The sequence below is a fragment of the Lactobacillus psittaci DSM 15354 genome (assembly GCF_000425905.1).
Classification (GTDB): domain Bacteria; phylum Bacillota; class Bacilli; order Lactobacillales; family Lactobacillaceae; genus Lactobacillus; species Lactobacillus psittaci.
The window spans coordinates 303,772-317,383 of the sequence record NZ_AUEI01000004.1 but is presented as its reverse complement, the minus strand read 5'-3'; the positions used below and the strand labels follow the sequence as shown (position 1 = coordinate 317,383).

General features: G+C 36.5%; 10 protein-coding genes, 4 tRNA genes, 1 rRNA gene and 1 riboswitch. Of the genes, 13 read left to right on the top strand and 2 right to left on the bottom strand.

The genetic code is table 11. From position 1 onward, the window contains the following. Nucleotides 1–122: 122 nt before the first annotated feature. From rrf to cydC, 11 genes are all read left to right on the top strand, one after another. Nucleotides 123–239, top strand: a 5S ribosomal RNA gene (gene rrf, locus H628_RS0101550). Nucleotides 240–252: 13 nt separating this feature from the next. Continuing rightward, nucleotides 253–325 (top strand) — tRNA-Asn (locus H628_RS0101545). 9 nt (nt 326–334) lie between these two features. Next, a tRNA-Ser gene (locus H628_RS0101540) sits at nt 335–424 on the top strand. Nucleotides 425–525: 101 nt separating this feature from the next. After that, nucleotides 526–597, top strand: a tRNA-Glu gene (locus H628_RS0101535). Nucleotides 598–600: 3 nt separating this feature from the next. After that, nucleotides 601–673: transfer RNA gene (locus H628_RS0101530), tRNA-Val, on the top strand. 68 nt (nt 674–741) lie between these two features. Further along, a riboswitch (SMK box riboswitch) is annotated at nt 742–821 on the top strand. Continuing rightward, nucleotides 819–2,018, top strand: a complete 1,200-nt coding sequence (metK, locus tag H628_RS0101525) for a methionine adenosyltransferase (protein WP_027824869.1) — start codon at nt 819–821, stop codon at nt 2,016–2,018. Its footprint overlaps the riboswitch before it by 3 nt. A 12-nt stretch (nt 2,019–2,030) precedes the next feature. Next, complete coding sequence (locus tag H628_RS0101520; RefSeq protein ID WP_027824868.1) at nt 2,031–3,482, top strand: MDR family MFS transporter; 1,452 nt, start codon at nt 2,031–2,033, stop codon at nt 3,480–3,482. Between the two features lie 196 nt (nt 3,483–3,678). Continuing rightward, nucleotides 3,679–5,112: a cytochrome ubiquinol oxidase subunit I gene (locus H628_RS0101515; RefSeq protein ID WP_027824867.1), complete on the top strand. Its 1,434-nt coding sequence runs from the start codon at nt 3,679–3,681 to the stop codon at nt 5,110–5,112. Then, entirely contained in the window at nt 5,113–6,129 is a 1,017-nt protein-coding gene (gene cydB / locus H628_RS0101510) for a cytochrome d ubiquinol oxidase subunit II (protein WP_027824866.1), read from the top strand. Nucleotide 6,130: 1 nt separating this feature from the next. Continuing rightward, nucleotides 6,131–7,846: a thiol reductant ABC exporter subunit CydD gene (cydD, locus tag H628_RS0101505; protein WP_027824865.1), complete on the top strand. Its 1,716-nt coding sequence runs from the start codon at nt 6,131–6,133 to the stop codon at nt 7,844–7,846. Further along, nucleotides 7,839–9,575: a thiol reductant ABC exporter subunit CydC gene (cydC, locus tag H628_RS0101500; RefSeq protein WP_027824864.1), complete on the top strand. Its 1,737-nt coding sequence runs from the start codon at nt 7,839–7,841 to the stop codon at nt 9,573–9,575. The genes cydD and cydC overlap by 8 nt, the downstream gene beginning before the upstream one ends. Nucleotides 9,576–9,579: 4 nt before the next feature. Here the strand turns inward: cydC and H628_RS0101495 are convergent, their stop codons facing one another. Next, nucleotides 9,580–10,557, bottom strand: coding sequence for a polyprenyl synthetase family protein (locus H628_RS0101495; RefSeq protein WP_027824863.1), 978 nt, complete (start codon nt 10,555–10,557; stop codon nt 9,580–9,582). Between the two features lie 73 nt (nt 10,558–10,630). Here H628_RS0101495 and H628_RS0101490 point away from each other — a divergent pair, with 73 nt between their 5' ends. Together H628_RS0101490 and H628_RS0101485 are read left to right on the top strand one after the other, a co-directional pair. Beyond that, nucleotides 10,631–11,530: a prenyltransferase gene (locus tag H628_RS0101490; protein WP_027824862.1), complete on the top strand. Its 900-nt coding sequence runs from the start codon at nt 10,631–10,633 to the stop codon at nt 11,528–11,530. An 18-nt stretch (nt 11,531–11,548) separates the two neighbouring features. Further along, complete coding sequence (locus H628_RS0101485) at nt 11,549–12,760, top strand: NAD(P)/FAD-dependent oxidoreductase (protein ID WP_027824861.1); 1,212 nt, start codon at nt 11,549–11,551, stop codon at nt 12,758–12,760. 52 nt (nt 12,761–12,812) lie between these two features. Here the strand turns inward: H628_RS0101485 and H628_RS07170 are convergent, their stop codons facing one another. After that, nucleotides 12,813–13,460 (bottom strand): phosphatase PAP2 family protein, encoded by a 648-nt coding sequence (locus H628_RS07170; RefSeq protein ID WP_051237952.1) that lies wholly within the window; start codon nt 13,458–13,460, stop codon nt 12,813–12,815. Between the last annotated feature and the right edge of the window lie 152 nt (nt 13,461–13,612).

Sequence of the window (13,612 nt, the reverse complement as noted above, 5' to 3'; positions counted from 1 at the left end):
CTGGGAGTGGAAGTAGAGTGATCTATGGAGCGGACCAGTACTAATCAGTCGAGAACTTGACCAAAGCGCAAGGTTTTTAGTTGGTTGAAATTCAGTTTTGAGCGTAAAAGCTCAAAAAAGAGTGCGGTGGCGATAGCAAGAAGGATACACCTGTACCCATGCCGAACACAGAAGTTAAGCTTCTTCACGCCGAGAGTAGTTGGTGGGAAACTGCCTGCGAGGGTAGGTAGCTGCCACGCTCTTTTTTAATATTCCGGTTTAGCTCAGTTGGTAGAGCGCTTGACTGTTAATCAAGATGTCGTCAGTTCGAATCTGGCAACCGGAGTCACCATTTGGAGTGTTGTCCGAGTGGTTGAAGGAGCATGATTGGAAATCATGTATACGGAAATTATCCGTATCGAGGGTTCAAATCCCTCACACTCCGCCTATATTTTATGACTCACGCCTGAAAAAAATATTTCAAAAAGTTCTTGCGTTAGTAAAGAGTTTCTGGTAATATATAAAGAGTGCTCAGGTATGAGATCTGGCCCGTTGGTCAAGTGGTTAAGACACCGCCCTTTCACGGCGGTAACATGAGTTCAAATCTCGTACGGGTCATTTGGAGGATTAGCTCAGCTGGGAGAGCATCTGCCTTACAAGCAGGAGGTCACAGGTTCGAGCCCTGTATCCTCCATAATTCCTAGATAGCTACCGATTGGTAGCTTTTTTTTATGCCTAGGAATATTTTTATTTTTTATCGTGTATCGGTTCAAGTCCTGATAGGATTCGCGCTAGCGAAGATGCCTTGTAACCGAATAGCTTGTCTATAGGGGGACATTATGGAAAAACGTTTATTTACTTCAGAATCTGTTTCTGAAGGACATCCTGATAAGATTGCTGATCAAATTTCAGACGCTGTTTTAGATGCTATTTTAAGTAAAGACCCAAATGGTCGTGTTGCCTGCGAAACTATCGTAACAACTGGAATGGTTTTTGTTTTTGGTGAGATTTCAACTAATGCTTATGTTGATATACAAGCTGTAGTTAGAAAGACTATTCTTGAGATTGGTTATGATGACCCATCTTTAGGTTTTGATGGTAATAATTGTGCTGTTATGGTTGATATCGATGAACAATCATCTGATATTGCTGAAGGTGTTGACCACTCAATCGAAACGCGTAACACTTCTGATACTGATGAACTTGATCAAATTGGTGCTGGTGACCAAGGTTTAATGTTTGGCTATGCAATTGATGAAACGCCTGAATTAATGCCATTACCAATTTCACTGGCACACCGTTTGATGAGAAGGGTTGCAGAGCTAAGAAAAGACAACATTTTAACTTGGCTTAGACCAGATAGCAAAGCTCAAGTAACTGTTGAATATGATGATAACGATCAACCTAAACGTATTGATACTGTTGTTATCTCAACACAAACCGATGCCGAAGTTTCAAATTCTGAAATTGAGCGTGCAATGATTGAAGAAGTCATAAAGAAGGTAATTCCAGTCGATTTACTTGATGCTAATACCAAGTATTTAATTAATCCTTCAGGTCGTTTTGTTATCGGTGGACCAAAAGGAGACTCTGGTTTAACAGGACGTAAGATTATCGTTGATACATACGGTGGTTATGCACGTCATGGTGGTGGTGCTTTTTCAGGCAAAGACGCTACTAAGGTTGACCGAAGTGCAAGTTATGCTGCTAGATATGTCGCTAAGAATATTGTAGCAGCTGGTTTAGCTAAAAAATGTGAAGTTCAACTTGCCTATGCTATTGGTGTTGCTCATCCCGTTTCGGTTCGTATCGATACTGAAGGCACAGGGCTTGTGGATAATGATCTTTTGGTTGAAGCGGTAAGAAGAGTATTTGATTTAAGACCTGCTGGAATTATTAAAATGCTAGATTTGAAACGCCCTATTTATCGTCAAACGGCTGCTTATGGCCATTTTGGTAGAACAGATATTGATTTGCCTTGGGAAAAGACGGATAAGGTTGATGAAATTAAAGCTTATATAGCTAATCATAAGAACTAGGAGTAAAAGAATATGTCCAGAAAAGTTCTTGGATTGATTACCTTCGCAATTTTTGTCACGACCTTTATGACTGCGGTTGAAGGTACGATTGTTTCAACAGCGATGCCAACAATAGTTTCAGATCTTGATGGTCTAGAAATTATGAACTGGGTTGTTTCAATTTTCTTACTGATGACAGCTATAACTACTCCACTATATGGGAAGTTATCTGATCGATATGGCAGAAAACCAATTTTTCTTTTTGGAATTTTCGTTTTCGTCATTGGTTCTAGTCTATGTGGCCTTGCTCAAAATATGATTCAGCTAATCATTTACCGAGTAATTCAGGGGATTGGCTCAGGTGCAATTCAGCCAGTTGCAATAACTATTTTGGCCGATCTCTATCCAATTGAAAAAAGGGCAAAAATAATAGGACTAAATTCAAGCTTTTGGGGATTGGCCTCAGTAATTGCGCCTTTACTAGGTGGCTTTATTGTTCAGCATCTATCTTGGCACTGGGTATTTTATATCAATCTTCCCTTAGGAATTTTAGCGTTCATTTTAATTACAGTCTTTTTCAAAGAAAAATGGCAAAAACGTGCAGGAAAACTAGATTTACAAGGTACTAGCTACTTGATGACTTTTTTGTTAGCATTTATGCTCTTTTTACAGGGCTTGAATGAAAAAATATCACTTATTCTCTTGCTAATCTTGGTAGTAATCAGTATTTCAAGTCTATTTCTATTTATTAAAGCAGAAAAAAAGGCGACAGATCCAATTTTGCCTTTAAGTATGCTAAGTCATCGTGAATTTTCAGCTCAAAACGCAATTACCTTGTTGATTAATGGAGTTGTTATGGGACTTGAATTTTACATTCCTACCTGGATGCAAGGGATTAAAGGTTTATCAGCCTCAATTGCCGGGTTTGCGGTTACTCCAAGTGCAATTATGTGGGTAGTTGGCTCATTTATTGCTGGAAATTTAATGGTTAAAATTGGAACTAAAAGACTAATTAGTATTTCTCTTTTGATATTATTACTAGCTGATGCAAGTTTAATATTTATTCCTGCAAAAGCTCCATTTGAAGTCTTTTGCTTAATTTCATTTTTCCATGGTAGTACTTTTGGCTCGATTATTACTGCTGCCCAAGTTAGAAGTCAGGTAATTGTTGGAAAAGAAAATGTTGGGGTAGCAACTTCATTTAACACACTGATGCGTTATGTTGGTCAAACAATGATGGTTTCAGTTTATGGAATTATTTTCAACTCAGTCATTTTCATGGGTTTAAAGCAACATTCACAATTAAACATGGGGATGATGAACAAAGTTGTAAATTCAGCAAGGGTAAACGAAATCTCTCAAAACTTTATTCCAACTTTAAGATCTATCTTGCATTCAAGCTTACAAGCAGTTTATCTTACTAGCTTTGTAGTAATCATTATGGCGATTTTGATTAATCAACTTTATCGTGAACAAGCTAAATAATAAAGAAATCCTAATCCATTATGGGTTAGGATTTTTATTATTTATTTTTGTTAAATTATGGTATTAATTTTTTTATAAGATAATCATATAGCATAGCTTGAATAAGCCTGAAATGAGCTGTAAACTAGAATTGAACTATGGTAGCGTAATCATCTATGACTTGATGATTTTATGATAGTTTTCGGAGGTGTCTAGGATGAATATTGTTAGTCTTGCAAGATTCCAATTCGCAATGACAACGATTTTTCACTTTTTCTTTGTACCATTTTCAATTGGTACGGTGTTTACAGTCGCTGTAATGGAATCAATGTATGTTCATACTGGCAAAGATGAGTATAAGAAGATGACCAGATTTTGGGGAAACATCTTCTTACTTAGTTTTGCAGTAGGTGTTGTAACTGGGATTATTCAAGAATTCCAGTTTGGGATGAATTGGTCTGATTATGCTAGATTTATGGGGGACATTTTTGGTGCTCCACTGGCATTTGAAGCATTGTTATCATTCTTCATTGAATCAACATTCATTGGACTATGGATGTTTACTTGGAATAAGGTTGGTAAAAAGTTACACTTATTCTTTATTTGGATGATTGTTTTTGGGACAGTTACTTCTTCACTATGGATTTTAGCTGCTAACTCATTTATGCAACACCCAGTTGGCTTTACTATTAGAAATGGTAGAGCTGAAATGGTTGATTTTGCTGCCTTATTAACCAATAAGCAATTAGTTTTGGAATTAGGTCACGTATTAACTGGTGCACTTTTAACTGGTGCAACAATTATTACTGGGTTAACTGCCTTTCAATTACTTAAGAAGAAAAACTTATCAGCTGTTAACCAAGAAATCTATCACAAGACAATGCGTTTAGGTCTTCTCTTAATGCTAATTTTCTCGTTAGGTTCAATTGGCATGGGGGATGTACAAATGCAAGCCCTTGTTCATGATCAACCAATGAAATTTGCGGCAACTGAAGCAGTATATAAGACAACAGGTGATGAAGCTCCTTGGACTGTTGTGGGGGTTGCTGATCCGAAGACTCACGAAGTGAAAGGCAAGATTGAAATTCCTGATATGTTGAGTATTCTTTCTTACCACAGTACTAAAGGCTCAGTTAAGGGTATGGAAGAAATCAACGCTGAACTTGAAAAGCGTTATGGTACCCATATTGCCGGTCATAAGATGAATTACTATGTTCCAGTTAATACCTTATTCTGGAGCTTCCGCTTTATGGCTGGATTTGGTTCATTAATGGCTTTAGTTTCAATTGTAGGCTTAGTTATGACTCGCAAGAAGAAGCAAAGCTTATATGAACATCGTTGGTGTTTATGGGTATTAGCATTAATGACCTTTACACCATTTATTGCTAATACTTGTGGTTGGTTAATTACTGAACTTGGCCGTGCACCTTGGACAGTTTATGGTTTATTTACAATTGAACAAAGTGTTTCTCCAAATGTCTCAGTTGCTTCATTGTTAACCTCAAATATTGTTTACTTCTGCTTATTTACTGGTTTAGCTGTTGTTTTAATTAGCTTAATTATTCGCTACTTACACAATGACCCTGATGAATTGGCTAAGAAGGATCAAGCTAGTTTTGCAACTGATCCATTTGCAAAGGGGGCCTTCTAAATGTCAGTCTTACAAATTCTTTGGTTTATCCTAATTGGAGTTCTATTTAGTGGCTTCTTCTTCTTAGATGGTTTTGATTATAGTGTCGGAATGGCAGTTAAAACCTTAGCTCATAACGACCAAGAAAGAAGTCAAGTTATTCAAACAATTGGGCCAGTTTGGGATGGTAATGAAGTATGGTTAATTACTGCTGGTGGTGCGATGTTTGCATCATTCCCATACTGGTATGCCTCACTGTTTTCCGGCTACTACTTAATCTTATTATTGATTCTGGTAGGATTAATCATTCGTGGTGTTTCATTTGAATTTAGAGCTCAAAGTTCTCAACCAAATAAAAAGATTTGGGATAATGCTTTGGCATTAGGTAGTTTTATTGCTCCATTTTTCTTAGGAGTAATGTTTGTATCAATGATTAAGGGTATGCCAATTGATGCTAAAGGTAATATGAGTGCTAGCTTCTTTGATTACTTTAACTGGTTCTCAGTTGTTGGCGGCATTGCCTTAACTTTATTAACTTACCTTCATGGTTTGAATTATATTGTTTTGAGAACCAAAGGCGTTATCTGTGATCGCGCTCGCAACTATGCTCAGGCACTTTACTGGGTACTTTACGCAGGTGAAGTGGTTTTTGCCTTGTTATTGCTATTTCAAACTGACTTTATCAAAGTACATCCAATTTTGACTTTGCTTTGTCTAGTGCTAATTGTAGCTTTCTCAGTTGCTGGACATGTTTCAGTCTTTAGCAATCACCAAGGTTATGCCTTCACATTTAGTGGCTTAACTTTAATTTCATTGGTAGCTTTGATTTTCTGTGGATTATTCCCAAGATTAATGATTTCATCTATCAGCAGTAACTTTGATTTGATGATTAAGACCGCTTCATCATCAAATTACACTTTGACAGTTATGACAATTGCAACCTTTATTTTCGTTCCAATTGTTCTTGCTTATACAATTTGGTCATACTGGATTTTCCGCAAGAGAATCGAGATGCCTGCAGTAGGAGAAGGATATTAAGATGATTGATCAACACCTATTTAAACTTGCTGGTGCTGGCTCAATTTTGAAAAAGCTTGCAGTACTTGAAGTTCTGCAGGCTTTTTTGATTATTGGCCAAGCTTTATCGTTAAGTGAAGTTTTAACAATTCTTTGGCAAGGGAAGAAGTTAAACTGGCAGTATCTATTAATCTTTATCGTTTGCTTTATCGGCAGACAGCTAATCGATTGGTTTAAAGATAAAATGCTGGAAACTTATTCTAGTCAAGAAGTCGAAAAGTTGCGGCAGCAGTTATTAAATAAAGTCTTTAAGTCTGGCCAATCTTTAGTCCAAAGCCAAGGAACTGGGAGTTTAATTACGATGGCTTTAGATGGAATTGATGAAGTACGTAATTATATCAAGCTGATTTATACCAAAGTCTTAGCGATGATGATAATTCCTGTCTTGCTTTTTATTGCCATGCTCTTTATTAACTGGCAATCAGCTCTGGGCTTATTATTAATGTATCCCTTGATTGTGCTGTTCATGATTATTTTGGGTTATGCGGCTAAAGACCGAGCAAGTAAGCAATTTGGTAATTTTCAAAAACTATCCAATAACTTTATCGATTCACTTCGTGGAATCGATACCTTGAAATATTTAGGCTTAAGTAAAAGATATTCAAAAAGTATTTTTCACGTTAGCGAAGATTTTCGGCATAAAACGATGGCAGTTCTTAAAGTGGCGATGCTTTCAACTTTTGCCTTAGATTTCTTTACTACCTTATCAATTGCGGTAGTAGCAGTATATTTGGGTTTTGGCCTTCTAAATGGGCAATTGCCTTTATATCCAGCGTTAACAATTTTGATTTTAGCGCCTGAGTATTTCTTACCAATCAGAAATTTTGCTAGTGATTATCATGCAACCTTAAATGGGAAAAATGCCTTTAAGCGGATTAACGAATTAATTAGTCGTCCAATGCAAGCTAGCGCTGATTTAGCGATTGCACCTTGGAATTCAAAGAGTGAACTTAAGTTAGAAAACTTAGAATTTAACTATAATAATCAAACTGAAATAGGGCCAGTTTCAGTTGAAATTAAGGGCTTCGAAAAAGTTGGTATTATTGGGATGAGTGGCTCAGGTAAGTCAACTTTGATTAACTTACTAAGTGGCTTTTTACCACCAAAATCAGGAAAAATAATAATTGATGGACAAAAAGCATCAACTTTAAATATTCCAGCTTGGCATCAGCAGATGCTTTATATTCCGCAGAATCCTTATGTTTTTACTGCTAGTTTACGTGAAAATATTGCCTTTTATACCCCCGAGGCAAGCGACACAGAAATTATGAGGGCGATTCATGTCGTGGGCTTAGATGAATTAGTTGCAGAGCTGCCAGAAGGACTTGATACAATTATCGGTCAAGGTAAGCGGGTCTTATCAGGTGGACAAGCACAGAGAATTGCACTTGCGCGCGCATTCTTAGATAAAACTAGAAAAGTAATGTTATTTGATGAACCGACAGCTCACTTAGACATAGAAACTGAGGTTGATTTGAAGAAGCAAATGTTGCCACTAATGGAAAATAGATTAGTCATCTTTGCTACACACCGTCTGCACTGGTTAAAAGAAATGGATTATATCTTGGTTATGCATGATGGCAAGTTGGTTCAGCAAGGCACATTTGACGAATTAACAAAAGAAGCAGGTTATTTTACCAAATTAACGCAAGAAATGCGGGGGACCAAGGATGTTTAACAAAATTCCAATTATTCAAGCGCTTAAAGAGGACCGATGGGTTAAGCCTTTTTTGAAGCGATACAAAAAAACATTAGTCCTTGCAATTTCATTAGGTATCTTAACCTTTGTTTGTGCAGCAGGATTAATGTTTTGTGCGGGCTTTTTAATTAGTAAGTCTGCCACCAAGCCGGAAAATATTTTGCTGGTTTATGTGCCGATTGTTTTAACTAGAGCCTTCGGAATTGGTAGACCAGCCTTGCAATATTTAGAAAGACTGACGAGTCATAACTGGGTCTTTAAGATGACTTCGAAGTTTAGACAGAACCTTTATGATGCCTTAGAAGTAGATGCAACTAAGTTTAATAGTAAATATCAGCTAGGTGATATTTTAGGGCTTCTTTCAGATGATGTTAGTCACATTCAAAATCTATATTTGCGGTCTATTTTTCCGATGTTTGTTGCCTGGGGCTTGTATGCAATTATTGTAGTTGCAGTCGGCTTTTTAACACCATTAATGGGTTTATGGATGCTCCTTGTTTTCGGCATTATGATTTTTGCTATTCCTATTTGGTCAATTATTGTTAATGGCACTAGGCAAAGCTTTGAAAAAGAGGCACGTGATCGACTCTATGTCGACTTAACTGATAATGTGATGGGAGTTAGTGATTGGGTTCTTTCAGGACGCAGCCAAGAATTTTTAAAACTCCACGTTGATAATCAAGATAAAATGGTTGAAGTTCAACACCAAATAAAGAATTTTGAACGTAAACGGAATTTTATAGTTCAAATGTTTTACTTGTTAGTTATTGTTAGCTTAATTATTTGGGGTGCTGGTAAATTTGCTCATGCTACTAACTGGATTGCAGCTTTTGTATTAGCAGTCTTCCCATTAAACGAAGCAATTGCTGGCTTACCAGCTGCAGGACAAGAGACCAATGTCTATGAAAAATCATTAAGACGACTAAACAATTTAAAAACAGAAAAAATTACTAATAACGAAGAAATTCAAATTAAAGCTCCATATAACTTACTTTTAAAGAATGTTCATTATACTTATCCTAAGACTGATAAAGAAGTTTTAAGCGGGATTAATTTGAAGATATCAGCTGGTGAAAAAGTCGCAATTCTAGGCCAAAGTGGAGCAGGTAAAAGTACCCTTGCTAGCTTATTGCGCGGGGACCGCGTGCCTAGTCAAGGAAGTATTACCTTGAACGGCATTCCAACTGCCAAATTTGGTGATCAAATTGCTAATTACTTTAGTGTGATTAACCAAAAACCTTATCTGTTTAATACCACAATTGCTAACAACTTGCGCTTAGGTAATGAAGCAGCAAGTGATGAGCAAATTTGGGATGCTTTAGCTAGAGTTGGCTTACTTGAAATGGTGAAAAAATTACCACAACAATTAGATACCAAAGTAGATGAAGCCGGTTTGCGTTTTTCTGGTGGTGAACGTCATCGTTTAGCCTTAGCTAGAATCTTACTGCAAGATGCCCCAATTGTTTTACTAGATGAGCCAACGGTAGGTTTGGATCCAGTTACTGAACAAGCTGTTATTGACACTTTTAATCAGCAATTAGCTGGAAAAACTTTAATTTGGATAACGCACCATTTGCAGGGAATCGACAAGATGGACCAAGTTTTGTTTATTGAGCATGGCCAAATTGTCATGCAAGGTAGTCCAAATGAATTATGGGAAAATAGTAGTCGCTTTAGAGAACTAAAAAAAGCTGACCAAGGTCTTTGATCAGCTAAAAAGTTCTTTGCAAAAGTTCTTTTGTCATTTTTTCTAAAATTTCCACAGCAGGATTGGGCGTTAATTTTGTTAGTTCAGCAATGCCTTTTTGGGCATAGCTTTGGGCTAGTCGTTTACTTTCATTAATTGCGCCACTGTCAATAACAATTGCTTGAATTTGCTTAATATCTTTAACATTCATCGCAGTTTTCTTATTTAAAAGTGGCAATAATTGTACCTTTAAGTCAGGATGTTTTAAGGCAAGTAAGAGTGGCAGAGAATAAACACCTGTGGGTAAGTCTTCAAGCATTGGTTTATTTAATTGACTGCTACCACGATAATCTAAGATATCATCGATGATTTGAAAGGCAATTCCTAAGTTTTCCGCAAAATTAGCTAAAATTTGCGTTTGCTCTAGATTTCCGCCAGCAAAGTGAGCTCCTTGCTCTGCTGCTAGGCGAAAGAGGGCAGCGGTTTTCCCTTTAATATCAGCTAGGTAATCGTCGAATGTTTGCTCAAGGTTAAAGCGCTGGTTCATTTGCCCAAGTTCTCCATTTAAAATTTGGCGCATGGTATGAGCATTAAGTTGCAGGTATTTAGGTTCATTTACATTCAACATCAAATCAAAGAAATTGGTAAAAAGTAAATCTCCAGCATAAACAGCAACATCTTTGCCAAAAGCAAACTGAATACTGGGTTTACCACGTCTTTTATCAGAATCATCAATGATATCATCGTGGATTAAAGTTGCCATATGTAAAGTTTCAATTGCAGTAGCAATCTGAATAATTTGCTTATTGGGTTTACCAACAGCATGAGCTGCTAAAAGTACCAGACTTGGACGAAGATATTTACCACCATTATCAGCCATTTCTTTCAATGCTGATTCTAAGTCTTTATTCGGCGCATGCATTGTTTGCTTGAGAAGCTCATTTACTTGGGCTAATTCACTGGCGATTAATGGATATTTTTTCCAAGGTTTTGAATTATTCATAAATTATTCCTTAACTATTTTAAATAAAAAATCAATAATATAAGTGGCATCAAAAATGAGAGGAAGTGGCTTGATGTCAGTTGCGACTTTTTTAGAACTAGTAGAAATAAAAGCTAAATCTGCTAGTGTGTTACCTTTTATCTTAGGTCTTTCTTATAGCATTTATTATTATCATTCTATAAATTGGTTAGTGTCAATTGCCTTTTTTGTCGCTATGTTTATGTTTAACATGGTGGTTGATATGCTTGATAACTACAATGACTATTATCACGCAGATAGTCAGGTTTACCAACAAAAAACTAATATCATTGGTAGAGAAAATATCTCACCGAAATTAGTACGTAATTTAATTATAGTTTTTACTGTAATTTCTGCGCTAATTGGTCTATGGTTAGTTTATAAAGCAGGATTGGCTGTTTTATGGATGGGAGTATTTTGCTTCTTTATAGGTTACGCTTATTCATCAGGGCCACTACCGATTTCCAGTTTGCCATTTGGAGAACTTGCTTCAGGCTTTACTATGGGCTTTATGATTGTTTTGTTAAGTGTCTACTTGAATAGCTACCAAGTTTTTAATTGGAGTCTGTTAACCTTAGCAAAGATATTTTTACTAGCTTTACCAGATGAATTGTGGATATCTAATTTAATGCTGGCTAACAATATTTGCGATGCACAAGAAGATGAAGATAATCACCGCAAGACTATCATTCACTTTATTGGTAAGAAGTGGGCATTGAAATTTTTTGTTATTAAGAATATTTTGGCTTTACTGGTAGTGCTTATTTTGCCTTGGCTTAAGCTAGCACCAATGACAGTAATGTTAACAATTTTAATTGCGCCAATTATTTATAAGCAAACTCACATCTTTTTAGCTGAGCAGGTAAAAACTAAGACTTTTATCTGTGCAGTTAAGATTCTCTTGATGGGTTCGCTGATTTATGCACTTACTTATTTAATCGGAGCATTAATTTAATAGAAAAGAGGAGTATCTATGAAAAATATTGTAGTTTTGGGCGCAGGTTACGCAGGTTTGAAGACTGTTGTCGCTTTACAAAAAAAGTTAAAGAATGAAGTTCACATTACCTTAGTAGATAGAAATCCTTATCACTACGAAACTATGCGACTTTATGAAGTTGCTTCAGGAGCCTATCCTTATACTCGCATGTCTTATGAATTAGCTGATGTCTTAAATCCTAAGATGACAGACTTAATTGTTGATGAAGTTGAAAAAGTTAACATTCATGAAAAGACTGTTGATTTAAAGAATCATGGTGCTATTGCTTATGACTACTGTGTTTTAGGTTTAGGTTTTGTCTTAAGTGATATGGGAGTTAGTGGGGTAAAAGAAAATGCCTTGCCAATGAGCAATGTCAAAGAAGCAGAAGCAATTCGTGACCACATCTATGCTGAAATGAAGGCCTACAAGCAAGACCGCGATAGTAAGCATTTATCAATTGTCATTTGTGGCGCAGGCTTCCAAGCAATTGAACTTGCTGGGGCTTTAGCTGAAGCAAGACCCCGTCTTGCCAAAATGGCTGAAGCTAAACCAGAAGAGATTCGAATTCAGATGATTGATGCTTCACCACGTCTTTTACCAATGTTCCAAGGTAAGCTATTAGATTACGCTTTAGGCTTACTTGATAAGAACAAGATTGAAATTATTAAGCCAGCATTTGTCCAAGAAGTAACCAACGACTCAGTTATTTACAAGATGAAAGATGATGATCAAGCTAAAGAAATTAAAGCTGGAATCAGAATTTGGATGACAGGCTTTAGTGGTAGTCCTGTGATTGACAAGTCATGGTTTAAGAATCGTCGTGGCCGGGTAATGGTTACTGATCATTTAACTGCTCCTGAAAGTGATGATATTTACGTTTTAGGGGATGTATCAAGTGTAATGGTACCTGGTAAGAAGTGGCCATGGCCTAACACCGCACAAATGGCCCTTTCAATGGCTAATTATGCAGCCAAAGATATTCAAAGCCGAGTAAATCAACAAGCTCGTCCAGCTAAGTATGAATATCATGACTTGGGTGTTGTGGTTGCGATTGGTGAAACCCAAGCTGCAGGTAAGGCACTGGGGGTTGGCTATAAGGGCTACTTAGCATCTGCGTTGAAGAAGATTATTATTGATAAGTCTTTGATGGAAACTGGTGGCTTAAAAGAAACCTTCTCAGTTGGTAGATTTGACTTGTATCACTAAAATTAACTAAGCAAAAAGGCTATCGGATTTTTCCGGTAGCCTTTTTTGGTGGTTATTTATTATTAGTTTTAAATAGCTTACTTTGAAAAATTAATAAACCTAACAAGAAAAATGTTATTGCTTCAATGAATCCACCCAATACATCACTTGGATAATGAACTCTGACATAGATTCGGCTCATACCAATGATTAATGGAATAATTGGTAAGCAGATAAGTAAGAAGTTCTTGAGCTTGCCTTTTTTCATTAATACTAAAACAACAATAAAAAGTACTAAGCAAAGTGACATGCTGCCTGCTGAGTGGCCAGATGGGAAAGAGTAGCCAGTTGCCTTTACTAAGTGGTGTACACTAGGACGGTGACGCATGACTAAGTGTTTAATTAACCAGTTGTTACCGTTAGCTAGTGCCATGACAAAAACAGCGAATTTAGCCAAGTCATAATGTTTACGCCAAAGTAATAGTAGAACTAAGATGATGGTATAGATTACAACCATCGAGGTATTAGCTAGGACAGTTAAATGCTTGAGGATGAAGAGTTCAGTTTGATTACTGTTGGTAATTAAGTTAATTAAGCTGTTATCAAAACTGTGAATAAAACTTAGACTCTTAACAACACTGTGTACCCAAAATACATATAAACAAGTAAAAATTAAAGTTGCCCCCACAAGGTAGGTAAAACGATTTTCATTTTCATTCATTTAGATATTCACCTTTGTATAATTTAGTCTTATGTGGTAAATTATAATTATTGTCAATAAAACAGTAAAGGGTAAGGAGTAGTAAAAGTTAGTTACTTATTTAGAGAAGAGTCGGTTGGTGCAAGACTTTAAGTAGCGCTTTGAACTCGCCT

What these genes read in the sequence shown, in the direction of transcription:
- H628_RS0101520 (WP_027824868.1), top strand. Translation starts at nt 2,031, where the DNA reads ATGTCCAGAAAAGTTCTTGGATTGATTACCTTCGCAATTTTTGTCACG.
- H628_RS0101495 (WP_027824863.1), bottom strand. Translation starts at nt 10,557, where the DNA reads ATGAATAATTCAAAACCTTGGAAAAAATATCCATTAATCGCCAGTGAA.
- cydB (WP_027824866.1), top strand. Translation starts at nt 5,113, where the DNA reads ATGTCAGTCTTACAAATTCTTTGGTTTATCCTAATTGGAGTTCTATTT.
- H628_RS0101485 (WP_027824861.1), top strand. Translation starts at nt 11,549, where the DNA reads ATGAAAAATATTGTAGTTTTGGGCGCAGGTTACGCAGGTTTGAAGACT.
- H628_RS07170 (WP_051237952.1), bottom strand. Translation starts at nt 13,460, where the DNA reads ATGAATGAAAATGAAAATCGTTTTACCTACCTTGTGGGGGCAACTTTA.
- H628_RS0101515 (WP_027824867.1), top strand. Translation starts at nt 3,679, where the DNA reads ATGAATATTGTTAGTCTTGCAAGATTCCAATTCGCAATGACAACGATT.
- cydC (WP_027824864.1), top strand. Translation starts at nt 7,839, where the DNA reads ATGTTTAACAAAATTCCAATTATTCAAGCGCTTAAAGAGGACCGATGG.
- metK (WP_027824869.1), top strand. Translation starts at nt 819, where the DNA reads ATGGAAAAACGTTTATTTACTTCAGAATCTGTTTCTGAAGGACATCCT.
- H628_RS0101490 (WP_027824862.1), top strand. Translation starts at nt 10,631, where the DNA reads ATGTCAGTTGCGACTTTTTTAGAACTAGTAGAAATAAAAGCTAAATCT.
- cydD (WP_027824865.1), top strand. Translation starts at nt 6,131, where the DNA reads ATGATTGATCAACACCTATTTAAACTTGCTGGTGCTGGCTCAATTTTG.